Source organism: Cystobacter fuscus DSM 2262, assembly GCF_000335475.2.
In the GTDB taxonomy this organism is placed as follows: domain Bacteria; phylum Myxococcota; class Myxococcia; order Myxococcales; family Myxococcaceae; genus Cystobacter; species Cystobacter fuscus.
Genome location: NZ_ANAH02000067.1, coordinates 178,020 through 202,463 on the forward strand (window position 1 = coordinate 178,020; position 24,444 = coordinate 202,463).

Sequence of the window (24,444 nt, forward strand, 5' to 3'; positions counted from 1 at the left end):
ACACCCATGCGGGAACTGAGCGCGAAACTCGCGGAACTTCGCGGACAACTGGAGTCCTTCGGCACGGGCGCGACGGCCCGCCTGACGCCCCTGCGCGGCGGCGTGGACTCGCTGTCGGGCAAGCTGGCGCAGACCCTGGGCGCCCTGCGGCCCGAGGTGTCCACGGTGGATGGCTCGCTGACGGGGAAGATCGAAGCGTTGGACGCCGAGTTGGCGAACCTGGAGCCCTGAGTGAAGGCGCTTTGGACGCGGTTCGATCAGACGGCGGAAGAGGTCCAGGGCCTGCGCACGCGGCTGGACGGCTCCGGGGAGCGCGTGCGCAACTCGGTGAAGGAGCTCACGCCCTCCGTCTCCTCCCGCTGTGACGCCCTGCAAGAGCAGGTGAAGGGCTCACAGGACTCCTTCGCCCAGCAGCTCGAGTCGCTGAGCCAGGACACGGCCAAACGTCGCGAGACGCTCCTGAGCGAGGGCACGGCGCGCCTCCAGCAACGCAAGGCGCAGGTGCGCGCCAATGCCGCTCGGCTCGAGCCGGCACGCGTGAAGGAAGAGGAGGCGGCGCTCGAGGCCCGGGAGCAGCAGCTCCAGGAGTTGCTGCGCACGACGGGTGGCGAGACGGAGGCGCACCTGCAGGGGGCCCACTCCCAGCTCACGACCACGGCGGACTCGGTGTTCGGCCAGGTGGCGCGCACGCGTGAGGCCACGGACGGAGAGGTCCAGCGGTTGCTCGCCGCGCTCGAGGCGCTGCTCGGCCCGGCCCTCCTGGCCCTGGGGCAGCTTCACGCCGAGGTCCAGTCCACGGGCGAGTCCTCGAAGGCCAACACCAAGCGTCAGGTGGAGCAGCTCCGCTCCGGACTCCAGCCGCTGCGCACCCAGGTGCAGGGCTCCACCCAGTCGGCGGAGCAGCTGCTGCAAACCCTGGAGACCACCATTGGCGCCACCCTGCTCGCCGGCAGCCAGCAGCTCGGGCAGTTGCTCGACACGCTGGATGAGTCGCTGGGCGGGCCGGTGCGCTCGCTGAGCCAGCAGCTCGAGGCGGTGGAGAAGTTCCTCGAGCAGGTGGGCGAGCAGATCGACGCGCTCATCACCCAGGGGGTGGGCGCCATCGACACGCTGATGAGCACGGCGCTCACCACCCTCGAATCCATCCAGGCTCCGGTGCGCCAGACGATCGACGCCGCCTTCACGGTGCTCGACGGACTGACGAACACGCTCAACCAGCTGGACAAGCAGCTCCAGGCCCTCTTCACCGCCCTGCCCGAGAAGCTCGAGCAACTCCAGACACTGTTCAAGACGCTGGTGGGCACGCTGGAGTCCCTGCTGTCCCGGGCGGTGCAGATGTTGGAGGCCATCCCCGCCGCGGATCTCCCCAAGCCGCTGGTGGATCCCGCCGTCCAGGCCATCAAACAGGTGGTGACGCAGATCTCCACCCAGCTCGGCACCCTCACCCAGCAGGTGGGCCAGCAGATGACCACGGTGCAGGATCAGGTCATCTCCCAGGTGGAGCAGCTCCAGGCGCAGGCGGTGCAACAGGTGCAGACGATGCAGGAGCAGCTCCTGCAGCAGATCCAATCCCTGACCGAGTCGGTGCAGAGCGGCATCGATCAGGCCGTCACCCAGGCCGGGCAGCTGGTGGCGCAGGTGACGCAGCAGATCGGCACCGCGCGCGACCAGGTGGCTAAGCAGGTGGAGGCGATGAAGGCCCAGGCCGCCATGCGCGTGGAATCACTCCAGGAACAGGTGGGCCAGCAGCTGGCCACGCTCCAGCAGGCCCTCGAGGACGGAGTCCAGGCGGCGGCCAACCAGGTGGCGGCGGTGGAGGCCCAGCTCGAGCAGCAGCTCGCCGCCGCCCAGCAGCAGGTGCGCTCCGGCCTGGACGCGCTCGGTGGCACGGTGGACGCGGCGCTCGCCCAGGCGCGCGAGGGGCTCGCGCGCCTCGAGGCCGGGGTGACAGCGCAGGTGGAGCAGGTGCTCGCCGCCTTCACCCAGCGGGCCGGGAGCATGGGAGATTCCGCGGCCCAACAGCTCGACGGGATGCTGGGCCAGGTGGACTCGACGAAGCAGCGGCTCCTCGTGCCACTGGACACGCTGGAGGCCTCGCTGCGTGACAACAACCCCTTCGCGCCGGTGGTGGAGCAGGCCCGTGGCCAGGTGGACTCGGTGATGGGGAAGACCGAGTCCCGGGTGCGCGAGCTGACGGGCTGAGCGCTACTTGCCGCCGAGCTTGGGGGCTTCCGGCGGTTTGACTTCCGGCGCCTTGGGGGCTTCCGGCGGTTTGACTTCCGGCGCCTTGGGGGCCTCCGGCGGCTCATCCAGGGAGGGACCCTGGGGAATGGTGTCGCGCAGGATGCGGCTCGTGGCCAGCTCCACGTCCACCGCGCTCGCCAGCGGCGGGCTGAGCAGCACCTGCCAGTTGCCGTCCGGCGCGGTGAAGAGGAAGGAGAGCGCCACCGAGCCCTCCTTGGGCGCCTTCACCTGGAAGCGCTGGATGGTGCCCGGGTAGATGACGGCCGTCTGCAACACGGTGGTGTCCGGAACGCCCACGCGCGCGGCGACCTCCGAGTACGCCTCGTTGGCGTACTGCTTGGGGTCCACCTGCCGCACGAGCATGTACAGGGGCCGGCCCATGTTGGTGCCCACGGGCGACTTCACGGCGATGTTGATCTGACTCGGCCCACAGGCGCCCAGCACGAGCGCCAGCAGGCCCAGGGCGGCGCGCCTCATCGCGGCACTTCCCGGAACGGCACCCAGGGGTCGCCCTTGAGGCCGAAGCTGATGTCCACTCCCCGCTTGTTCACGTTGTTCCCCTGCAGGACCAGGCTCCACTGGCGGCGCTGATCGGTCGCCACCAGGGCTTCCTCGAAGAGGCGGAAGCAGCTCCAGATAGAGCGATTCCAGGGCAGGGACAAGAACTTGGGATCATCGCGCGAGGGCGAGCGCAGCTCCAACACGATGGAGGACACCTGCTGATCCCACCAGTTGAGCGGGAAGTCCTGCCAGGAGGGGCTCTGGTTGAAGCCGTAGGCGGTCGTCTTGCCGCACTTGAGGGAGGACATGGTGACGAACACCCCCGGCATGGGCGGGGGCGGCAGGGGCTGGGGCTGCACCTTGAGCATGAGCGGCCGGGGGCGGCCCTCGTCGTCCCAGAGCAGCTTGGACAGCCGCGCCACCTGGCTGAGGGTGGGCAGGAGCGACTCGGGCAGCTGCAGCTTGTCACGCAGGGTGCCACGCAGCGCCCATTGGGTGCCCCGCTCCACGCATACGCCCGAGTACACCTGCTCCACGAAGTGCCAGAAGGCACCATCCTTGCGGCGCAGCACCTCGAGCTCGCTCGGATCCACGTCCTCCCTGGCGTCGGGGTTGAAGGGGTAGCGCGCGAGCAGGGGCCGCAGCATGCGCGACGAGGCTTCTTCCCACTCCCGCGCCAGGGTTCCCTCCAACTCTTCCTTGCCCAGCTTCTGCACCCTCAGGAAGGGCTCCAGGAAGGGCTGGCGCAACTCGCCGGTGATGCCCTGGGAGTCCAGCCAGGCCTGGGCCTTGCGCAGGTAGGAGCTCTCCTCCTCGAGCAGCATGGCGAGGGCGACCTTCTCCAGCGGGCTGATCATCTCCGAGAGCTGGGCGTCGGCCGGGGTGCCCTCCTCGAGCGCCTCGTCCTTGTCGGAGGCCGGCGCGTCCTTGGCGGCCGCGTCCTTGGCGCTCCTGGCCTTGGAGCCGGCATCCAGCTCGTCGCGCATCTGCGCCACGAGCGCCTGATAGGGGGCGAGCGCGGCGTAGAAGCCGCTCTTGTCGGCCACCATGAGCTGGACGACGGGGCGGAAGGGCGCCACGGCGTTGCGCAGCGGCTCGTAGTAGGGCCCCTCGAGGGGATCCAGGTTGGCCCGTTCGGCCACCTCGCGCAGCATGTCCACCTGGCCGGAGGAGGGCTGGGACAGCCGCCCCAGCTCGTCGATGAGCTGCTTGCGCGGGACGTTGAAGCGGTACTGGTCCACGGTGTGGAACAGGCCGTCGCGGTAGCCCAGGGAGAAGGAATTCACGCGCTTCTGCACGTACTGGGAGCGCCGGGCGGCCTCGTCCGTGGGCAGCTGGGCGCTCTTGATGCGCTGGGTGAAGTCATCCACCAGGGGCTTCAAGTCGGTCTCGAAGGCGGTGCGGCTGAGCACCATCGCCCCCGGGCGCACGGCGGCCTGGGCATTGACGGTGAGCTGGCCATTGGCCTCCTGGGTGTCGAGCTCCTTCTGGAGCAGCTCCCGGGAGAGCTTCTCGGGAACGAACTCGAAGGACTCCTGGAGCAGCTCGATGCGGTAGGGGCCCTTGTTGTTGCCCGGCAACCAGAGCCCATCCCGGGTGAGCAGCTCCGAGGCGCCCATCTTGCGCACCGCGAGCAGCCCCGAGTACGCATCGTCCTCCATGCGCAGCACCGCCGCGAGCGCCTCGCGGTTGTTGCGCAACCACTCGAGCACGTCGACGGTGGTCTCGATGCCCTGGAAGTAGCGCGTGTTGACCTGGACCTTGGAGGCGTCGAACAGGTTGAGCAGCGTGGGCAGCGACGCGTAGACGTCCAGGTCGGCCAGCTGCGCGAGCAGCCGCTCACGCTCCTCGCGGTGCAGATCGAACTCGGCGATGCCCCGGGGGCCGGCTTCCAGGGAGCGGCGCAGGAAGCGCAGGTGATCCAACCAGGGCTTGAGCTGGCTCTCGAACGTGAGCCGCTCCGTGAAGGGCCAGCAGGACCAGACCTCCTCGTTGGTGAGCTGCACCGTGGTGTCGCGGCGGCACGGCGGCGTGCGCTCCCAGGGCTCGTCACTGGCGAGGAGGTAGGTGTCGATCAGCGGCTCGCTCAGCTCGAGCGCGGAGATCCACGTGCGGTGGGAGGCCCCGGACAGCGTGTCCGGAGCGGCGGACCTGGCGTCGAACCGGCGCGACCCCTTCGGGAGGTTGGACCTCACGAACGTGCCCAGACCGTCCCCGCTCGAGGCGTGGAGGGTGGCCAGCAGGTACACGACCTGCTCGGGGCGGCAGGACTTGGGTTGCTTGCGGCAGCGCTCGAGCGCGGGCCGCAGGTGGATTTCCCGGATGCCACTGGCCAGGCGCTGGCGCAGCTCCAGCGTCTCGTCGGGGAAGCTGGTCTCCAGGGGTGGCCACCAACGCTCGGCGCGCTCGAGATGCTGGAGCGCCTCGGCGGCCTTGTTGACCTGCACCTCGACGACCTCTCCCCTGCCCTCCAGCCCCTGCTCGCGCAGTTGCGTCACCGTCTCCTCGAGCACCGTCACTTCGTCCTGGACGTCGTCCAGCAACATGTAGAAGTGGGCGTAGGCGGCCAGCACGGGCAGACAGCACACCGCGGCGATGCCCGCGGCGCGGCGCAGGTGGGTGCGCAGGTACAGCTTGCGCATCGAATCGTTGGTGCCCTCGGCGGCCACCACGGACAGCGTGCCGCTGGCGCGCGCCTCGGGTGTCAGGGAGGACAGGTAGACGCGCGAGAGCAGCGGCTTGAACGAGAGGGTATCGCCCTCGAGCAGCGCGGTGACGAAGCGGCCCAGCCCCGAGAACGAGCGCCCGCCTTGCGAGTAGAAGCGCTCGAGCCGCTCGAAGGCGTCCACGGGCAGCGACGTGAGGCCCAGGGCCAGGTACTGCTCCTGGCTGCGCAAGAGCGAGGACAGCCCGTCCTCCTCGCCCTGCCTGGGGATGTCGAAGGCGAGCGCCACGCCGTGCGCCTTGAGCAGCCGGGCGAAGTCCTCGAAGCCCTCCAGGCCGTCCATGTTCGTCAGGCACAGGCGCGTCTCCACCGGACCGCGGCTCGCCTCGGACATGAGGTTGAGCTTGCCGCGCAAGAGCTGGGCGAAGCGCCGCTGCTCGTCGGGCGGGGTGTCCGACAGCCAGCGCACGTCCAGGACGATGACGGCCAGCCCCTGCTGGCGGTGGCTGAAGCACTTGCGCCACATGCGCCGCAGGGCCGTCCGGGCCGACAACGTCTCGTCCTCGAGCAGCGGGGCCGACACCTCGTGCACCACGCAGTCCGGGCCCAGGTACATCTGCAGCAGCGGATCCGACGTGTAGCTGGGCAGGTACTGGCGGGCCTGGCGCTGCCAGTCCACGTCCAGGCCGACGAGCTTCGTCTTGCCGCTGCCCGCGGGGCCGAACACCACCACGGTGGGCAGATCCACCACGGCGGCGCGATGGGCGAGCGGCAGGCCATTGAGGAAGGTGCCGCGCACCTGCACCAGTCGCTGGGCGGCCATGGGCGGCGGTCCACTGGAGGCCGGGGCGGCCGCGCGCCGGGCGCGCCACCACTTCACCAGCATCCAACCGACGACCACGGCGAGCGCCAGGCCCAGCAGCAACAGCAGCCAGGGCACGTACGGGCTCACCGCGTTCCAGAACTTCTGGAACGCGGTCTCGGTCTCGGCGATCGACTTCGCCCCCGCCTCCATCGCCTTGGCTGGATCCGCCGCGCTCAATGACTCCGACACGACCACGTTCAGCAGCCACCCCACGGCTCACCCCCCTCCACTGACCGCGGCGGGACCAGGACGTCCCGAGCGTACAGCCAGTTGGAGCGCCTCCAGCACATCTTCCAATTCATTCAACGCGCCCAGGAGCTTCTCCTGTCGGCTCTCCTGCTCCTTGGGGGCCAGGAGCGTGCCTCCCGACTCCGGATAGAGCGCGTTCACGTCCGAGCGCACCGCGGCCAGCAGCGGCTCCACCGCCGCGTCGAGCGAACCCAGCTCGGCGCGAATGGCCCGCTCGAACTGGACCAATTGAGCCCGGGCCCCCCCAGGCTGCGTCTTCTTCTGCGCCTCGTCCTTCATCTCGACAACCACCAGAGCAAGACCGGGAGTGTCACCACCACGGCTCCGGACACGAGGTAGTAGCGCAACGGGAAGGCGTGGACGAGGGGGGCCTGTCCGACGGCTGGAGGGGGAGCGGGCACGGCCTCGGGCTTGGGGATGCGCGCCGCCAGCCGCTCCTTGTACTCGCGCAGCCGCGCCGCGTTGCCCGCGTGGCGGCCCTCGAAGCCGGCGGTGAGGCAGAAGTGCAACAGCTCGAACACCAGGGGCGAGGCCACCCGCAGCGCGAGCTTCTCGTCGGCCAGCTCGTAGAAGTGGTCGCCGCCCGAATCAATGCCATACAGCCTGTGCTGAAGCAGGGGCCACTGTGCCTGCTCGGAGTCCGCCAGCCGGCGCAGCACCCGCTCGTCCGTCAGGTAGACGAAGGGCCGCAGCGCCTCGGCGATTTCCTCTTCCCGGTACGCGCCGCCCAGCGCCTGCTGGAGGCCACTCACCTCCGCCAGCAGTTGCTGCTGGACGAGCGCCAGCCCCTGGGCGCCGACGCGCACCTGGGGACGCGGTTCCCCGTCGGCGGGCTCCGCCGGCAGGGATTGATCCAGGAGCAGACGCACCTGCCGGTAGGTCTGGAGGACGATCTGCCAATGCTCGAGTTTCATGAAGAAGTCTTCACCGGGAAGGCACCCGCCCCCGCGATCGACGAGCGTAGCACCACGGACGCCTCGCCATTCCAGGCCTCCAGCAGACGTTGGATCTGCTCGAGGAAGCAGGCCACGAGGGGCTCGGCGCTGGCATCGAACGGCTCGAGGATCATTTCGTAGACGTGGAGCAGACCCGAGCCGCGCAGGGCTCCGTCCGGAGCCACCGTGGCCTTGAGCTCGCGCACCCAGGGCAGCACGCGATTGAAGGGCTCGTCGACGGGGGTGCCCAGGTAGTTGAGCAACGCGGCCAGCTCGTTGCGGTCCAGGGTCGACTTGACCTTCCACGCGAGCAGGCGGGTCAACCCCGCCACGTCCTGGCGCAGGGTGCTGTCGCGGTGGGCCTCGAGCCGGCCCACCAGCCGCCAATCGAGCCCCTCCACATGCCGGCCCGGAATGGAGACGCTGATGCGGCCAACGGCCTCGGTGATGAAGTCGGGCTGATGCCAGAGGGCTTCCACCAGCAACTTCTGGGGTTCGGTGAAGGCCTGGGGCAAGGACACGAGCAGACTGTGACGCGGACGCATGTCGGCGTCCAGGGACTCATCCAGCTCGTAACTCGGCCCCTCGCCCGGGAGAAAGGCGGGCCGCATGGGCACGCGTCCGGCGCGGCCCAGGGTGAACACGCCGGTGACCGAGTGCAGCCGCAGCGCCTTGCCCGCCGACATGCCCCGGATGGGGAACTCGGAGCGGGTGCCATCGGCGACGAGCGGCTGGGCGGGCTCGGCCTTGAGGTTCTCCACGGGTACGACGAAGGGCACGAGGAAGTCCGGGTGGGTCGAGCGGCCCACGGACCAGGACTTGTCCAGGTCCAGGCACAGGCTGAAGCGGCTCCACTCCTTGCGGTGCGAGGGCACGGCGACGTGGAGGAAGAGCCCCTGCTCGGGCATCTGGAAGAAGGCGCGCACGCGGTGCAGCGGGTGCTCGTAGCTGCCCGCGTCGTCCAGCTCGGCCGGAGGGTCGCCGAGGAAGAACTCGCACGGCAGGCCCTGGGAGCTCTCACTCGCGGGGGCGTCATAGACAACCGACACCTGCTTGAGGTGCTGGCGCAGCGCGTGGAAGACGGCGAGCGAGGGGCGGTACTCGTCCAGGTGGCGCACGTGCAGGCTGAACATGCCCACGGGATCGCGCCGGGCGAAGCTGGACTCGAAGCGCAGGATGAGCCGGTAGCGTCCATCCGCCAGCCGCACCACGTCCGTGCCCGCGGGGGCGATGGGGAGGATGCGCAGGTTGCGCCGGGTGCGGAAGGTGCCGGGCGCGCCATGGGCGGGCGACAGGCGCAACTCGGTGCCCCGCGCGAGCGTCACCGTCTCCGTCATCTTGTCCCCCGGCAGCGCCTGCACCATGGCCACCGCGGGCAGGGGCTGGAGCAGGAAGTCGAAGAAGGCGGAGAAGAGCCGCAGCCAGGTGGAGCGCACGTTGTGCTGCGTGGCCGCGCGCGTCTGCACGGAGAAGAAGGCCATGGACTCCACGAGGCGCCGCACGTGCGGATCCTCCCGGTCCAGGGGCACCGTGGGGTAGGCCGTCAGGAAACGCTGCCGGAAGCGCTCGAGCGCATCCAGCTCATTGAGGTACTCCAGGTACATCCGGTCCGACGAGTCACTCACCGCCACCTCACCCCAGCTTCACGAGCGCACCACCCACGGTGGTCATCGAGCCCTTGAGTTCCGCGAGCCCCGAGGACTCCAGGCCGAGCTTGCCCTGGCCGGCCACCTTGGTCATGGGCGCGGACAGCTCCGCCTGGGCCTTGCCGGACATCTTCAGGTTGACGCCCTCCACGGTGTTGTCTCCCGCCGAGGCCGTCAGGTTCGTCTGCATGCCCTTGAGATCGAGCTTGGACGTCGCCTCCACGGTGACGTTGGTGTTGGAGGACAGCTTGGCGTCCTGGGCCGCGCTCTGGGTGAGCTTGGCCTTGGTGTCCAGCGTCATGTCCTTGGTGCTCTCCACCTTGAGGATGTCCTGGCTGGCCCAGCTCGAGGCCTTCACGGACTTGAGGGTGAGCGTGCCGGTGGCGTCGACGGTGAAGTCCTTGCAGGTGATGGTGACGCTGTCCTGCTTCTGCACGATGGTGCTCGTCTCCTCGTTCCCCTGCACCTTGAGGGTGATGCTCGTGCCATCCATCACCACCGTCTGGGTGATCTTCCCGTCGGCGTTCTCCACCTTCACGGTGACGCCTTTTTCCTTGTCCAACTCGACGGTGCAGACAAGCTTGCCCATGATCGACCCTCACCGGTGGGAGGCGCGAGGCCCCCCCTCCCTCTTCACGACGGCTCTTCTTTCACCTGGATGAGCAGCGTACCTTCGTTCAGCTGGATCTTCTGGGTGTCCTTGTCATGGGTGCGCTGCATGAGGAACACGGGTTTGTCCTCCGTGTAGTAGTGTTTGAGCGCGGTGCCATTCTCGGGCGTCTTGCCCACGAGCAGTTGGACGCCCTGCCCCGCCTGGGGCATGCGCGCGCCGGCGCGCCAGTCCAGGAAGCGCTTGATCCACGCGCGCTGGAAGTCGAGCCCCACGAGCACCCGCTCGCCCTTGTAGGCCGGGAAGTAGAAGTGGCCGGGCAGCAGGTTGGGGTTGAAGGGCGCGGGGACGATCTGATCCGCGAAGAGCGGCAACTTCACCTTGTAGCCCTCCACCGAGGTGTCCGGATCGGTGTAGGCCTGCCACGTCTCGTCCGCGTCCCCGCCCTGCTCGCTGACGATGAGGCCCTCGACGTAGCGGGGGTAGACCGGGGGCTGCCAGGCGGGCAGCTCCACATGGGCCTCGGTCTTGCGCTCCAGCCGGGTGCTCAGGCTCAGGCTCAGCAGGGCGTAGTCCTCGCCATACACCTCTTCCTGATCCTCGTCCGCCACCTCGGCGTACAGGTGCAGGCTGCGCACGCGGAAGACCTCGTCCTTGGTCACCCCCGCGGCGCTCCAGGCATCGTTGGCGGGCAACTTCACGAGCGCGCCCGGGGCCACGGCCTTCTCGGGGAAGGAGCGCCAGGTGAGCTCCAGCTCCGACTCACGCGGCTTGAGCCGGGCCGTCTCGAGGTCCACGCGCGCCTGCACCTCGTCGGAGATGGGCGTGCACAGCAGCACGTCGTGGCGGATGCCCTGGACGGCGTGCGTGTGGGGGACGGCCTGGGTCTGGGGACTCACCGCCGTGGCGTTGAGCACCGTCACGTCGTGGCGGATGACCTCGGGCATCAGCACCTCCATGCCCGACAGGTGCAGCGCGTTCAACGTGAGCGGCGTGCCCGAGGTGTCCTTGGCGCCCGCGAACTTGTAGCCGTGCGTCGTGTAGTCGTGGGTGAACACGCCCGCGTGGCCGTGCACGTACCACATCACCCAGTCGTAGAAGCTGGCCCCGTCCTGGGGCGCCAGACCCAGGAAGAGCACCGGGTGCGACGAGCCGAGCCCCGCGTCCCAGTCATAGCTCAGGTCGATCTTCTCGCCCTTGTGCGCCTCCAGCACGTCCTTGACCGTCTTCCCGGTGTAGAGGGACGTGGGGTGGTGCTGGCGCCACAAGAGCTGGGCGGCGTCCTGGAAGCGGATGCCATAACGGCGATGGAGGATGAGATTGCTGTCGCCGGTGGTGATGGCATCCTCGACGAGCGACTTGTCGGTGACGAAGCCCTTCACCTTCAGCTCCGTCGGCTCCGCGCGCGCCGAGGCCTGCGGCAGGATGGCCTTGATGCCGAGCGTGATCTCGATCAGCTCCGGCTTGAGGAAGGAGGCCAGCAGGGCGTCCTTGCTCTGGCCGCCCTGGGCGTGGTTGTCCATGAGCAGGAACTCCACCTCGCCCTGGAACCCCCAGCTCCACAGCTCCAGCGCCACGCGCTTGATGCTGCCCGCGATGATCTCGTGCGCCGTTCCCTCCACGGTGAGGGTCAGCGACACCGACAGCCGATCCTCGAACGTGCGCTCCATCATCGCTCCTCGTCCTCGTCCACCCGCACCTGCGCGCTCACGGTATGGAAGAGCAGCCGCAGGGTGCAGGGGGTGCCCTGCAGTGTAGCGGTGAGCACGAAGTGCAGCCACAATCCCGAGTCCCGGCCGCGCATCTTCAGCTCCACGTCCTGCAGGCGCGGCTCATGGGTCCGGATGGAGTGCAGCAACTCGCCCGTGAGCGTCTTCATCAACTCCTGGGTGCCGTACTTCTCCGTGTAGCGCCCCAGGCCGAAGCCCTCGACGAAGTAGCCGTAGCCCTCCTTGGTGTTGAGCACGGACTCGAGGTTGAGCCGCACCCGCTCCAGCTCGCCCTGGCGGCCCGGCGCGCGCGGCGCGGCCCCGGTGAACTTGTCCAGGAAGGAGGGGCGGCTCATGTCACCCCGCCTTGCGCCAGAAGAGGAAGACCTGGGTGCCCTGCAGCGCGGGGGTGATGTAGAAGGCCATGCCATTGTCGCGCACGGCGTACTGCCACTCCTCGCCCAGCGAGAGCTTGTACCAGGAGATCTCCGGACCGAAGGCGTGGGGGAAGGCGGGGTGCGGCACGTGCTCCAGGGGAATGCCCCGGAGCGCCAGGCGGCGCACGGCGGGCAGCCGCGAGGGGCTCGCGAGCTTCACGCCCTCGAGGGTGGCGGGCCGGCCGGGATCCTCGTTGCGCACCAGCAGGTACAGCTCGCTCGCCACGCCCTCCTCCAGCATGGGCAGGGGCGCGAGGACGAACTGGCCCTCGCGCGACTCGAAGGGCTTGTAGGTGAGCCGCGTGTCCTCGGGACGGAAGGCGCGGTTGAACAGCTCCATCCACCCCCACAGCCCCGCGCCCGGATCGTCGTGCACGTAGCCGGGCATGGAGTCATCCGGCACCAGCTCGAGGAAGCAGCACACCTCGAAGTAGAACTGCCGCAGGGCCTCGAAGAAGCGGTACGGGTGGGGAAAGACGTCGTTGCGCATGTCGGCGCGCATCGCCTGCAGGCGGCGCACCTCGAGCAGCGTGCGGCGGGCGCTGGCGAGCCGCTCTCCGCGCTGGTAGCTGTCCAAGAGCAGCGTGCGCAACTGCCCGTGGGCCTTGTCCAGCAACGAGTCCAGCTCCCGGAGAAACCCCGCGAGGAAGGGATTGGGCCCCACCAGCAACAGGGGCGGCACCCTGCGCTCCGAGGGCCTCCACACCCCCTCGAGGTTCTTGGAGAACGTCATCAGCTCCAGCGACGAGCGGGCCCGGTCCACGGACGGCTCGGTGGACAGCAGCAGGCGCTGCAGCAGGCGCTGCACGGTGGGCGGTGCATCCGCGTAGAGCGGGACCCCCTCCGTGCCCCGCACCTCATCCATCAGGTGGAGGTACACGGTGACTTCCGCCCGGCCCGTGGCCTCGAGCGAGAACGAGGGCTCGGCGGCGTTGCCGGGCACATCCACCAGGTAGCCTCCCGGCAGGATGGCGGTCAACGAAGGCAGGGACAGACTGCCCTCGGCCAGCAGCGCCTCGTTCCACACGAGCGAGGCGATGCCGACCTGGGGCAGCCCGGACAACTCGCCATGCAGCCGCGCCTCGGCCGAGAGTGATTCGTCCTGGGCGCGGAAGTGCTCGGGAAGGAGCGTCTGGCCAACCTGCCAGCGGACCCGCGCGAGCTTGTGACGCTGCATGTCGTGGACTCCTGGGAGGACGCGCGTCAGGCGCCCTCGGTGATGCCCCACTGCTTGACGAGGTTCTTGCCGGACGCCGTGGCGAGGTTCACCGTCTGCTCGAGCGACTGCGGCTTCACGCCGATCTGCAGGGTGAAGTTCTTGGGCGACTGCACCTCGGAGGACGGGTCATCCGCCACCGACAGGTTCAGCTCGTCCCCGTTCTTCTCCAGCAGGCCCTTGAGCACGGCGTCCACCGAGTTGGACTTGTAATACTTCTTCAGCTTCGGGTCGTACTCGTAGACCACGTACTTGATTTCCACCTCGATGTTGGACCACGAGCCGAGCAGCGCCGCGGCCAGGGTCTGCTTGTTCTCGGTGGAGATCTGCGCGGACATGTACATCGCGTCCGTGGTGCCCGTCTCCCACATGTAGTGGTTGAGCACGCCCACGACCTTGTCGGCGATGGTCTTGTCCGGCTGCTCCGGATCCTTGATGGTCGCCTGATCGGCGGCGAGCGCGATGCCCCCCATCTTCAGGGACGTGATGTAGCCCACGGGCGTCTGCTTGTCCTTCTTGAAATTGAAGCCCTGGTAGACGTCCAGGGAACGAGCGAATTGAGGCATGAACTCCTCCTGTGTGTCGTTGGATGGAAGTTACGACGGTCGCCCGGTCATCCCAGGCGGGACTCCAACATCAGCTCCGCGCTGAGTCCCTCGAACTGGATATGCGGCAAGACGGCGATCTTGCAGTCATACCAGCCGATCTCCCCAGGCCTGGACTCCACCATGACGCTGGTGGCCTTGAAAGGAAAGCGGCGAAGCGTCAGATCGTCCGGATTGACGACCGTGGTGACGTACCCCGACAGCCACGCGTCGATCTGCCGCTGCACGTAGCCGGCATCGGCGGTGCTGCCGATGTTGTCGCGCATGATGCTCTTCACGTAGTGCGCGAGCCGGGTGATGGAGAAGGTGTAGGCCAGGTTGGTGACGAGCTGCGAGTTCTCCGAGTCCTTGGCGTCCTTGAACTTCTGGGCGCGCTTGATGGACTGGGTGCTGAAGAACGTCGCCTCGCTGGAGCCCTTGCGGTAGACGAGCGGGATGAAGCCGTTGCGGGCGAACTCGTACTCGCGGTAGTCCGGAATCGCGATCTCCACCGGCGCCTGGATCATCTTCTGGCCGCGCAGGGTGAAGGTGTCCACCGGCAGGCCCGTGACGAGTCCGCCGCCCTTGGGCCCGCGGATGGACTGGCACCAGCCGGACTGCTCGAAGGCCTTCACCAGGTTGCGCCCCATCAGGTAGGCGGCGCTGCCCCACAGGTACTTCTTCGAGTCACCCTGGGCGTCCTCCTTGAAGTTGAGCACGCTGCACGGGTTGGTGTCCGGATCCCACGGCTGGCGCACCACGTAGCGCGGCAGCGTCAGGCCGATGTACGCGGCCTCTTCCTTGTCGCGCAGCTGGTTCCACCGGCCGTAGCGCGGGTGGTTGAGCACGCCGTCCAGGTTCTTGAGCGACTCGAGCTGCTCGACGCTGTCGCAGTCGAAGAACTTGTAGCTCGCCGAGGCGATGAACGGACAGTGCGCGGCGTTGGCCACCTTGGCCATGCGCTCCAGCCAGGTGATGTCCCCGCGCGTGGCGCTGAAGTCGTACAGGCCCAGCATCACCCCGTACGGCTTGCCACCGAACTGGTCGTACTCCTTGATGTAGACCTTGTCGAACAGGGCGCTGGAGAAGATGCTGCTCGAGTTCTTCTCGAAGTCCTCGGCCAGCTCCTCCTTGTCCACGTCCAGGATGTCGATGGTGATGTCGGCCTGGAAGTTGGTGTGGCCGATGAGATCATCCAGCCCGCGCCAGGCCGACTCCATCTTCTGGAACTTCTCGTTGTGGAGCACCTCGTTGATCTGCTCCTCGATGAGCCCATCGATGCGGGCGATGGCCTTCATCACCTCGCCCTTGTCGAAGCGCACCTGCCCCACGTCGTCCTGGATGGGCTCGACGTTCTGGAGCAGCGCCGCCACGGCGGACATGAAGCGCTCCTCGCCCCCCACCTGCTCCTCATCCTGGGTGATGGGCACCAGACCGGTGCCGATCATCGGATTGGCGTTGAGGGGGACGTCGAAACCGCGGACCTTGAACAGCTCGTTGAGATAATTTTTTTCGGCCATGAGCGATGGGCTTCCCGGCAAGAAGATGGATGGAGAGAGAGGGGATCAGGCCTTGACGGTGGCGGGCTCGGTGACGGTCTCGGCGACCAGGGCGGGCTGTCCGGAGTCAGGCGGAGCCGCCTTCGCCACGGGCAGGCGCATGGACGCGAACCCCTTGAGCTGATCGCTCTGCAGCAGCTTGTTGAGCTGCTCCTTGTCGGAGAACAGCTCGTAGAGCGTGCGCCGCAGCTCCTTGCGGTTGTCGATGTCCGACTGCATCTCCAGCAGCAGCTTGCGCATCAGCATCAGCGCCTTGAGCTTGGGCACGTGGTGGACGATCTCATCGGGGTTGAAGGACTTCATCCCCGTGACGGGCAGCGTGACCGACATCTTCGCGCCCGCGTCCGTGCTGATCTTGTCGTCCACCTCGAACGAGACGGACATGCCCATGTCCTTCATCAGCTCGTTGATGTTGGTGTCGTTGACCGAGCGCAGCTGCCGCTCTTCCAGATCCTGCTGGCGATCCTTGGAGCTGCCGAGCGAGAAGTCTCCCATCACCACGACACGGAAAGGAAGCTTCACCTCCGCCGCCTGGCCGTTGATGTTGGTGCGATAGGTGAGCGTGATGCGGGATTTGGGCAGATTGTCCTGGATGGGCACGGCTTCTCCTTACACGAGTCGGCTTGCAGCTCCTGCAGAACCCCTGACTCCGCCACCCCTGGTTGCCGCAGGATCAACCCACTGTGTGCTGGGCTAATACTTTAGAGAAAAGCGAACAGTAGGGTCAAGGGCGCTTGTTCCACACGGCGACGTTGGTCTCGGGAGGACTCGAGGTATCCCCCGAGAAGAGCAGGACCTGTTGGGTATAGTTGGATGCCTCCTGGAGCGGATCATACCCCAGGTAGCTGTCACGCTCCGTGCGCAGCACCGAGGCCTGATCGCGCAGCACGAGGAACACGGTGAGCATGAACACCGACTCGGACAGCAGCGGCAGCAGCTCCGTCTCGAAGCGGTGACGGGCCTCGACGGCCCAGGCCACGCCGTTGCTGGCGATGGGCTCGTCGCAATACAGCTTCACCTCCATGCCCCCGGTGGGAATGGACGCGAAGCCTCCCATGGAGTCCCCCTCCCCCAGCGTGGTGGCGCCCAGGCGCATCTCGCGCGCGCGCACCCGCTGCTGGCGCACCTCGCGGCGCACCGAGAGCTCCACCTCGGGGAAGATCTTCGCGAAGAGCCAGTGCAGGGTGCTGGGACTCGTGGGGCGCAGCATACGCAGCCGGTCCAACACCGTCTGCGACCAGCCCGGCAGCAGCGCCTCGTCGCGCTCCGGGTACAGGCCCGTGAAGCACTCGTGCAGCAGCAGGTGATCGAAGTAGCCGACGAACCGTTCCAGCCGATCATGATCCAGCTGATCCATGGTCTGCATCAGGAACGAGGGCAGCGGGGACTGCGCGCTGAGCAACCCCATGTTCACCGTGATGATCACCCGCTTGGTCGGCTCGCGGATGAACTCGATGTCGTGCACCAGGTGGGACTGATGCACGGTGGTGCGGTGGCTGCGGTACTCGATCTGCGCGTCGCCGTAGCCGGACGCGGCGAGCACCGACAACAGCGCGGGGATGTCGAAGCCGCGAATGCGCTCGCGGATGCGCCGTTCGATCGGGCCGTTCATGGCCCTACTCCTCGTCCCCGCCCGCGTTCACGTTCTCCTCCTGGGCGAGGAAGGCCTCCAGGTCCACGCGGTAGAGCTGATCGAGCGCGCGAAACCCCAGCGAGTCGGTGCTCTGCATCAGCGGCTCCACCTCATCCGCCCGGGTGCTCAACCCGGCGAAGAAGCGGGAGAACAGCGCGGGCAGGTACACGCGCGGATCGAAGTGCTCCACCACCTGCAGCACGTCGGCTGCCACCACCGTCGCGCGCCGGTAATCCTGGCGCTCGAGGAGCGTGTCGAACGCGGCCAGCTTGCGCATCAACTGCGCCAGCGCCGGCGACACGGGGATGGAGGGCCCGGCCGACGCGGACGCGGCGCGCGGGGACTCGGCGGGCGCCGCGCGCGGGCGCACGGGAACGACTTCCGCCTCGGCCTCCAGCTCGGGTTCCGGCTCGGGCTCGGGTTCCGGCTCGGGCAGCGAGTTCAGATGCCCTTCCATCCACTGGGTGAGCCGGCGGAACGGCGCCTCGCAGGCATTGCGCTGCAACACCCGGTTGAACGAAGCGAAGATCTCCTCGCTCAGCGCGAGCGCCTGCTCCAGCGGCTCGCGGTTGCTCGCCTGGCTCCAGCGCTGCCACGTCTCGTTCTTCAGGCGCTCGTGGTGCTCGATGTGCTTGTTGAGCACCTTGAGCAGCCAGCGCAGGCCCGCGTCGGCGAAGACGTCCTTGCGCTCGCGCGGCCCGAAGTACTGCCAGTTGATCAGCAACGTGCTGGAGAGCGAATGGAAGAGCGTCGGCAGGGCCTCCAGACCGCCATCCATGAAGAGACCCATCAGGTAGGGGCCCACCAGGCGCACATCGTACAGGCCCTGCTCCAACAGCTCCTGCGCCGCGCGCGCCGCCTCGACGTAGTCGCTGCGCGACACCAGGTTGTTGACCTTCTCCAGCCGCTCATCCGTGCTCTCCAGATCCGGAGCCTCGGCCGTCAGCGGCTGGGTCAACAACTGGGGCAGGAGCGGGGACAACTGCTTCGCGGGCTCAGCCATTCTGCACCACCACCTGTCCGGGGGAGACCACCTGGATGACGCCGCCCCAGTTGCACATCAACTTACAATTGCTGTCCACGGCCGGCATGTTGCCGATGAGCAGCTTGGGACAGCCGGGCACCCAGGGCGCCGCCGTGGCGGGCACACAGGGCATGGGCGTGAGCACTCCCATCGCGGCCGCCGTCGCCGCCGCCACCGTGGGGTTGGCCGGAGACATGCACATGCCGAAGGGCAGCACGTTCACCAGGGGCTTGTTGTCCATGATGTTGGCCGCGGGCGTCGTGGCCAGGATCTTGTTGGTGGGCAGCACCACCAACGACGAAGGAGCCGCCCCGAAGCTGCACTGCAGCATGGCTCCCATGACGACCTGGACTCCCATGACCCATCTCCCTTGACGCCCCTCACGGAGCGACGGGACATCCTCACACACCCGCGCCTTCTTTTTCCAGCAGGTGCCCGCGCAGCTCGGTGAGCGAGCGGAAGAGGGGATCCGAGCTCTTCCGGTGAAGCGCACCCGTCAGGTACTGCGCGCGGCACCACTCCTCATCCACCCTCCCCTTCACCCGGCGGGCGTACAGGGGGATGAACTCCGTGCGGTCAGGCAGGTGCTCGCCGCCCATCTGCAACTCGAGAGAGCGGCGGATCTCCTGTGACCAGGCGCTCGTGTTCGGTTTCTGAGCTCCCGTGAAGACGAGCAGCACCTGCCGGTAGTGGCCCGCAACCCCGCCCGTGGGCGAAGGCACCACCGTGGCGCCCCGGACGAAAGGCAGTTGCTCGATGGCCTGAGCGACCTCGGCCCCGGGGTACACCCGGCCATCGCGCCGAGCGGTGCGAGGGCCGCCGTAGTGGTACACCCCATAGGCGCGCGTGAGGACCACGTAGCCCGGGGGCCGCTCCTTGTCGGGCAGCAGCGTGAAGACGCCCAGGTCCCCCGGCGAGAGCTGGCCGCTCATGTTCACGTCCCGCAGGGCCCAGCTCCGGCCCGCGGCGGGCGGCGCCTCCGTATGCAGATCCCTCACCTGTCGCGGGGAGGCGAGCACCGCGCCTCCCGCGCAAGGGTCCACGAGCACGTTCGCGGAGGGCACCGCGGACAGCCCGCACTGCTTGACCCAGGCGCGCCACGCCACCCAGTCGATGGGCTCCTCGGGGTTGCGGAACCAGTGGGCCACGTTCTTGAGCGGCGTGCGCGCGCGCAGTAGCAGATCCCGCAGGGCCGGCGTGACGCCCAGCGCGCGCACCGGGTGCTCGGTGAGCAGCGCGGGGTTCGTCTCGAGGTCCGCCAGCTCCAGGTGGAGATAGGTGGCTCCGCGCAGCAAGGTGGTGAGCAGGAACGCGGGCAGGTGTTGCAGGGGGTGGTAGCCCGGAGCGCACAGGTGCTCGCCCGGGCCCAGGCCGAAGGTGAGCAGGCCATCCACCAGCGCTCCGCGCCAGGCATCCTCCGCCGTCAACACCGCGGGAGTACCCGCGGGCTCCACCAACGGGGAGAACAACAGGCCCACCGGCTCTTCCGGCTTCGCGGTGTGCGAGGTGAAAGCCGGAGCGGCCTGTCCCTTGCTCTGCAACACCTTCTTCTCGAAGCCCGCCACCAGGAGCGTCTGGTGGGGCTCGGTGGCGATGTGGTCCGGCGCGAGCGTGGCCAGCCGGTGCGCGATGAACCGCCGGCCCTGCGGGGGCAACAGGCTGACGCAGGCGCCCAGGCCCAGGGCCGCCGCGAAGGAGATGAGCAGCTCGCTGCCCACCGGGTAGAGCAGGCACACCTTGGCACCCGCCTTGACGCCCTGCCGCGCCCACTCGGTGGCCCGCCGCGCGGCCTGTTCGTGCAACTGCCGGTAGCCCAGCACCTGCCAGCCGCTCCGGCGATCATAGAGCCGCAGGGCGATGCGGTCCGTGTTCGCGTGGCGCACCACGGCGTCGTGGAAGAAGTCGTAGTGCTGGCCCACCCGGCTCTTGAGGGGAGCGCCGCGGCCCACGTGGGCCGCGGCGAGCGCGGTGAAGAACTCCTCGGACCGGTCCCAGCTCTCCTGCTGCCAGGTGGGAACCCCCGGCTCCGCGGGGGCCCCCGTCTCGAGCTGCTCGAGGATCTTTCGGACGTCGAAGGCCATCCGGCTACTCCCGCCTCCGCCGCCGTGAGCGCAGACCCACGAGTGTCAGCAGGGCCAACACGCTCGCGCTTCCCCAGGCACCGCCCGCGGAGCACCCCACGCCATTGCCATGCCCCGACAAGATGCGGCCCGCTCCCTTCACGGTGAGCACCACATCCGCCGTGGTGGAGTCCTGCAACTTGATCAGGACCTGATCCTCGACATCACCCGGAGCCTTGGGCTCGAACTCCACCTGGAACGTGGCGCTTCCCTGTGCGGGAATGTCCAGGCCACTCGGTCCCACCTTCGCGCTGAAGGGCGACCCCGCCTGGGCCACGCTCACGATCACCCGCTGGGCTTGGAACGAACCATTCGTGACGGTCACCGTCTTGGACGCTGGCTTCCCATTGACATCCACCTGGCCAAACTCCAGGCCGGTTTCATTGACCCCCACGATCTGCTTCGTCGCCGTGCCCGTCAGATGGATCGTCACCGCGCGATCCTGCCGAGGCGTGCGCGTCCCAAACAACAACGTGCTTTCGGAACGCGTCTCCCCCTGGGGCTTGTACTCGACGTTCACCGTGAAGGATTTACCGCCCGGGATTTCCAGACCGCCGTCTCGCAGGAGCTCCACTTCCTTGAGGGTGAAGCGCTCACCCATGGTCAACGTCTCCTCCAGTGGAAGCAGCGTGATGGTGTCATCGCTCAGGTTCGTGAGCGTGAACTGCTCCACCCTCTGTTGAAGCCCCGCGCGGAGTCTTCCGAAATCCAGCGTCGATTTGTCGGCGGAGAGGAGCGTGTTGATGCCTTCTCCTTGCAAGGCAACTGGGACCTTATCCATGAACTGGCCGAACTCGAGCTTCAGCGTGCAATTCACCGCGCCCCCAGTCAGAGGCGTGAAGATGACGTTCACGGGCTTCGATTCGAAAGGAGCCAGGGTGAAGCCCGCCGACTGAGTGGGATCCTGCTTGAACTGTGAGCACCCCGGCGCTGAATCCACGGTCGCCCGGACGAAGTTGATGGCCTCGCCGGTCTCGTTCCTGATGAGCAGCGGTTTGATCGCGTCATTACGAATGAGCCGCTTGCCGAACACCAATTCGGAATCCACCGAGATCGGCTTGAGAATCCCTCTGCCACTCAGTGTCATCGACTCCGACGACACATGATACCCCTTGGGGACAGGGGTGACAGTCAATTGGACATCCGCGAATGATCTCTCCTCCGTGGGATGGAACGTCACCGAGAACGTCTCCTCCCCTCCTCCTGCGGCAAGGGGGAAAGACTTCATCGCGGGCTGAATGTCGAAGACCTGATCCCCGTTCAAGGACAAGGTGATGTTTTGGATGTCGACCGAGTCCGACCCTATGTTCTTGAGAGTAAAAGTCTGCGGCTGGGAATAGGTCCCTATCAGGACTCCATTGAAGTTCAAGATCTTGGGAGACAGGGAGAGGATGGCTCGAGTTCCTTCGCCAATGGCGTCCTTCGAGACATCCTGGGCGTTGGACTTCACCGTAACCACGGCTTCGCGCGTGCTCTTCTCGATCGGTCTGAACGTCAGCGGAATGGAGACGGTCATTCCCGCGTCCACGTACACGGGCAAGCGGATCCCACCATCCTCACTGGGGGCGACACCGAATATCTGCGCCGAATCATCAACGGTGGGCGTTCCCCCATCCGTGGAAGCAAACTTGTTCGTGAAGGTGATGTCCTGGATGGACAGCACGCCCTGCCCCGAGTTCTGAACGCTCAGTTGCGCGACGCTGGTCGACTGCACGGGGATCTTGCCAAAATTGATGTATCCCGTCGACGGCAGGAACGCCTGCGGACCCAGCGCATTGCCTCGCAAGGCGACACCGAGCGTCGGGCGGGTCTCGGAATCGGTCGTGATCGAGAGGTTCCCCGTATGCTCCCCGTGGAACTTCGGCACGAAGTCGACGAAGAAATTGTAGACCCCGCCCTTCTGCAAGACACGCCCGTTCTCGAAGTTCACGACGGCGAATGCGGTAGGATTCGAGACAGTCGCGCCCCTCAGCGTCAGAGGATACTCCCCTTCGTTCGTGATCCGGAAGTTTTGGCGAGCAGAAACGCCGACCGTCGTCACTGGGAACAGGTGCTCTCCGGAAGGATCTGTCACTCCCTCGCCGTCGACACCTGTTCCGTTCAACGTCACGCTGCTCTCCCTGTGATTGACGTCATTGCTGTAGATCTTCAACGCCCCGCCGGACACCGGGCCCAGCACCGTCGGGGTGAAGAGCAGCTCAATCGGATAGGCGCCGGTCCTGGCGGCGACCTTCCAGGGACTCTGTACCGTGGGGGGCGTCAACGGAGGCTTGAGCGAGAATCCCGCGGACAGATCAATCCCATGGATCACCAGCTCGGCCTCGCCCTTGTTTCTGATGGTGAGGGACTTCTCGCCTGGCACCCCACCCAACTTCCTTTCACCAAAGTCGAGAGAGGTCTCGGGCAAGACGATACTGGCCGACAAGCCGTTTCCTCTCAACGGGAAGGTCACGTCGGCTCCCGCGACATTCGAGCTGATCTTGAGATCGGCCGAGATGAGACCATCCACGGTAGGAACGAACTCCACCTGAATGGCGACCGTGTCTTTTGGCGGCAGCCTCCTCTTGGCAGGAAGCGTTGCCGTGCTGAACTGGGCCGGCGAACTGGGTTGAATGGGTTGGATGGTGATTGCATTCAGCACGAGGTCCGCGTCACCCGTATTCTCGATGGTCAGACTCCGCACATCACGCTGGCCCACGTTCAAATTGCCGAAGTTGAGTTCTGTCTGGGTGGCATCCGCGGTGACAGTGATGCCGATCCCGGGCTGAGCCCCAGTGCCCGACAGGGTGAGATAGACGGGATTGCTGGCATTGCTGCGCAGCTCGACGGTCTTGGAGGTCGGACCGGTCGCCGTTGGCGTGAACCGCACTTCGAATTGATAGGTCCGATTGTTGGGTCCAAGCGTCACGTTCGCCGTGAAGGTGCTGCTGAACGGAGAGCCCGTGAGCACCGGCGGCTGAACCGTGATGGCCTGCGATCCCTCATTGGACAGGGTGACGCTCAGGGACCTCGTGTCATTCAGGGGGACAGGACCAAAGCCGAGGCTCCGTGACGAAGGCTCCACCACCTTGAGCAGGTGCCGTCCAGCCCCTGAAAGCTCGATGCTCACGGTCGCATTGTCTGGATCGTTGGTGGAGAAGGTGAGCGCTCTGTTGAACGACTCGACCGTCGTGGGGGCGAACGTCACCGTGAGCGTCCCGGGGCCACCTGTCCTCGTCACCTCGAAGGGGAGCGAGGGCGACACGGTGAACGGAGCGCCGCCAGTGGAGATATTGGTGATCTGAAGTTTACCGGAACCCAGGTTGCTCAGGGTCACGGATTGCTCCGTTCCCGGAGCGCCCACGCTCTGTTCTCCGAAGACGAATGGAGTCCTCGCGACCTGGAGCACGGGCCTGACGCCCACGCCAGTCAAGTCCACTTCGATATTCGCGACGGCCGGGTCGCTGCTGATGAGCTTGAGCCTGGCGCTGGTTGAACCTTCGAACGTGGGGCTGAACCGCACCGTCAACCGCGTGGGTCCGGGGGGAACATCCAGAGGAAGGGTTCTCTCTCGAGGCGGAACCAACGAGAACGCCGTCAAATCACCCTCGATGAAGACTTCGCTGAAAGTCACGGGGCCGGAACCCGAGTTGGTGATCGTCACGACTCTCTGCTGAGGAGTTCCCCCCACCACCGCTTCTTCGAAGTCGACATCATCCACTTCTCCGATACTGGGTTTGACGGCCCGGCCACTCAGCGTGATCGCATAGTTTTTATATACAGGATCCGTGTTGACAAGCGCGATGGAGCTCGAAATCGGGTCCCCCGGAGTAGTGGGCGCATTGAACCGCACCCGGAAGGACAGCGTGGAGTTCGCCCCCCCCCCGCCCTCGAGGGTGACCGACTCACCCGCGGGCTGCTGTTCGAGGATCTGGAAGTAGGTGGCGTTGGGCGTCCCGATAGACGAGAAGGTGATGGGGCGCGAGCCCGTGTTGGTCACCGTCACCGTGTCCTCTACATTCGTCCCCGCCCGCCGTTCCCCGAAGTTCAACGTGGGGTTGGCCGGCAATATCGGCTTGTTGCCACTGCCCAGCAGGTTGATGGCGTAGTTGTTATAGCCCGGGTCCTGATTGGTGAGTGTGATGGAGCTAGAAACCTGGTCCTCCGTGGCCGTGGGGACCTTGAACCTCACCCGGAACGACAACGTGGAGTTCGCACCGCCCCCGCCCTGGAGGGTGACCGACGCACCCGCGGGCTTTTGTTCCAGGATCTGGAAGTAGGTGGCGTTGGGCGTCCCGATGGACGAGAAGGTGATGGGACGCGAGCCCGTGTTGGTCACCGTCACCGTGTCCTCTACATTCGTCCCCGCCCGTTGTGCCCCGAAGTCCAACGTGGGGTTGGCCGGCAATATCGGCTTGTTGCCACTGCCCAGCAGGCGGATGGCGTAGTTGTTGTAGCCCGGGTCCTG

General features: G+C 66.9%; 19 protein-coding genes. 2 read left to right on the forward strand and 17 right to left on the reverse strand.

What is annotated here, in order from left to right; all coding sequences use genetic code 11:
- The first annotated feature begins 6 nt into the window (after window positions 1-6).
- Together D187_RS44720 and D187_RS51345 are read left to right on the forward strand one after the other, a co-directional pair.
- Entirely contained in the window at window positions 7-231 is a 225-nt protein-coding gene (locus D187_RS44720; protein ID WP_002629960.1) for a hypothetical protein, read from the forward strand.
- Entirely contained in the window at window positions 232-2,202 is a 1,971-nt protein-coding gene (locus tag D187_RS51345; RefSeq protein ID WP_002629961.1) for a phage tail protein, read from the forward strand. It abuts the gene before it with no gap.
- A 3-nt stretch (window positions 2,203-2,205) separates the two neighbouring features.
- Here the strand turns inward: D187_RS51345 and D187_RS44730 are convergent, their stop codons facing one another.
- From D187_RS44730 to D187_RS44810, 17 genes are all read right to left on the reverse strand, one after another.
- A complete protein-coding gene (locus D187_RS44730; RefSeq protein WP_002629962.1) occupies window positions 2,206-2,721 on the reverse strand; it encodes a hypothetical protein in 516 nt (171 codons plus the stop codon).
- The gene (locus D187_RS44735; protein ID WP_002629963.1) at window positions 2,718-6,488 is read right to left on the reverse strand and encodes a type VI secretion IcmF C-terminal domain-containing protein; all 3,771 of its coding nucleotides are present in this window, start codon (window positions 6,486-6,488) and stop codon (window positions 2,718-2,720) included. Before D187_RS44735 ends, D187_RS44730 begins: the two co-directional genes overlap by 4 nt.
- Before the next feature lie 3 nt (window positions 6,489-6,491).
- Window positions 6,492-6,803 carry a hypothetical protein gene (locus D187_RS44740; protein ID WP_002629964.1) on the reverse strand — a complete coding sequence of 104 codons (312 nt, stop codon included), beginning with the start codon at window positions 6,801-6,803 and terminating at the stop codon, window positions 6,492-6,494.
- Window positions 6,800-7,438 (reverse strand): DotU family type IV/VI secretion system protein, encoded by a 639-nt coding sequence (locus D187_RS44745; RefSeq protein ID WP_002629965.1) that lies wholly within the window; start codon window positions 7,436-7,438, stop codon window positions 6,800-6,802. Before D187_RS44745 ends, D187_RS44740 begins: the two co-directional genes overlap by 4 nt.
- On the reverse strand, window positions 7,435-9,084 hold the full coding sequence (locus tag D187_RS44750; RefSeq protein WP_043434946.1) for a type VI secretion system baseplate subunit TssF: 1,650 nt from the start codon (window positions 9,082-9,084) through the stop codon (window positions 7,435-7,437). The genes D187_RS44745 and D187_RS44750 overlap by 4 nt, the downstream gene beginning before the upstream one ends.
- 7 nt (window positions 9,085-9,091) lie before the next feature.
- Complete coding sequence (locus D187_RS44755) at window positions 9,092-9,694, reverse strand: hypothetical protein (protein WP_002629969.1); 603 nt, start codon at window positions 9,692-9,694, stop codon at window positions 9,092-9,094.
- A gap of 44 nt (window positions 9,695-9,738) precedes the next feature.
- A complete protein-coding gene (locus D187_RS44760; RefSeq protein WP_245591989.1) occupies window positions 9,739-11,388 on the reverse strand; it encodes a hypothetical protein in 1,650 nt (549 codons plus the stop codon).
- Window positions 11,385-11,780 carry a GPW/gp25 family protein gene (locus tag D187_RS44765; protein WP_002629973.1) on the reverse strand — a complete coding sequence of 132 codons (396 nt, stop codon included), beginning with the start codon at window positions 11,778-11,780 and terminating at the stop codon, window positions 11,385-11,387. The genes D187_RS44760 and D187_RS44765 overlap by 4 nt, the downstream gene beginning before the upstream one ends.
- A 1-nt stretch (window position 11,781) precedes the next feature.
- On the reverse strand, window positions 11,782-13,038 hold the full coding sequence (tssK, locus tag D187_RS44770; protein WP_002629975.1) for a type VI secretion system baseplate subunit TssK: 1,257 nt from the start codon (window positions 13,036-13,038) through the stop codon (window positions 11,782-11,784).
- A 26-nt stretch (window positions 13,039-13,064) separates the two neighbouring features.
- Window positions 13,065-13,643 carry a hypothetical protein gene (locus D187_RS44775; RefSeq protein WP_002629977.1) on the reverse strand — a complete coding sequence of 193 codons (579 nt, stop codon included), beginning with the start codon at window positions 13,641-13,643 and terminating at the stop codon, window positions 13,065-13,067.
- A 47-nt stretch (window positions 13,644-13,690) separates the two neighbouring features.
- Window positions 13,691-15,181 carry a type VI secretion system contractile sheath large subunit gene (gene tssC, locus D187_RS44780; RefSeq protein ID WP_002629979.1) on the reverse strand — a complete coding sequence of 497 codons (1,491 nt, stop codon included), beginning with the start codon at window positions 15,179-15,181 and terminating at the stop codon, window positions 13,691-13,693.
- A gap of 45 nt (window positions 15,182-15,226) precedes the next feature.
- Window positions 15,227-15,820 carry a type VI secretion system contractile sheath small subunit gene (gene tssB, locus D187_RS44785; RefSeq protein ID WP_002629980.1) on the reverse strand — a complete coding sequence of 198 codons (594 nt, stop codon included), beginning with the start codon at window positions 15,818-15,820 and terminating at the stop codon, window positions 15,227-15,229.
- Window positions 15,821-15,944: 124 nt separating this feature from the next.
- The gene (locus D187_RS44790; RefSeq protein WP_002629982.1) at window positions 15,945-16,832 is read right to left on the reverse strand and encodes a hypothetical protein; all 888 of its coding nucleotides are present in this window, start codon (window positions 16,830-16,832) and stop codon (window positions 15,945-15,947) included.
- A 4-nt stretch (window positions 16,833-16,836) separates the two neighbouring features.
- A complete protein-coding gene (locus tag D187_RS44795; protein WP_002629984.1) occupies window positions 16,837-17,856 on the reverse strand; it encodes a type VI secretion system protein IglI family protein in 1,020 nt (339 codons plus the stop codon).
- Window positions 17,849-18,235 (reverse strand): DUF4280 domain-containing protein, encoded by a 387-nt coding sequence (locus tag D187_RS44800; protein ID WP_002629986.1) that lies wholly within the window; start codon window positions 18,233-18,235, stop codon window positions 17,849-17,851. The genes D187_RS44795 and D187_RS44800 overlap by 8 nt, the downstream gene beginning before the upstream one ends.
- 43 nt (window positions 18,236-18,278) lie before the next feature.
- Entirely contained in the window at window positions 18,279-19,958 is a 1,680-nt protein-coding gene (locus D187_RS44805; RefSeq protein WP_002629988.1) for a class I adenylate-forming enzyme family protein, read from the reverse strand.
- A 4-nt stretch (window positions 19,959-19,962) separates the two neighbouring features.
- Window positions 19,963-24,384 (reverse strand): choice-of-anchor D domain-containing protein, encoded by a 4,422-nt coding sequence (locus D187_RS44810; protein ID WP_020918709.1) that lies wholly within the window; start codon window positions 24,382-24,384, stop codon window positions 19,963-19,965.
- Window positions 24,385-24,444: the final 60 nt, after the last annotated feature.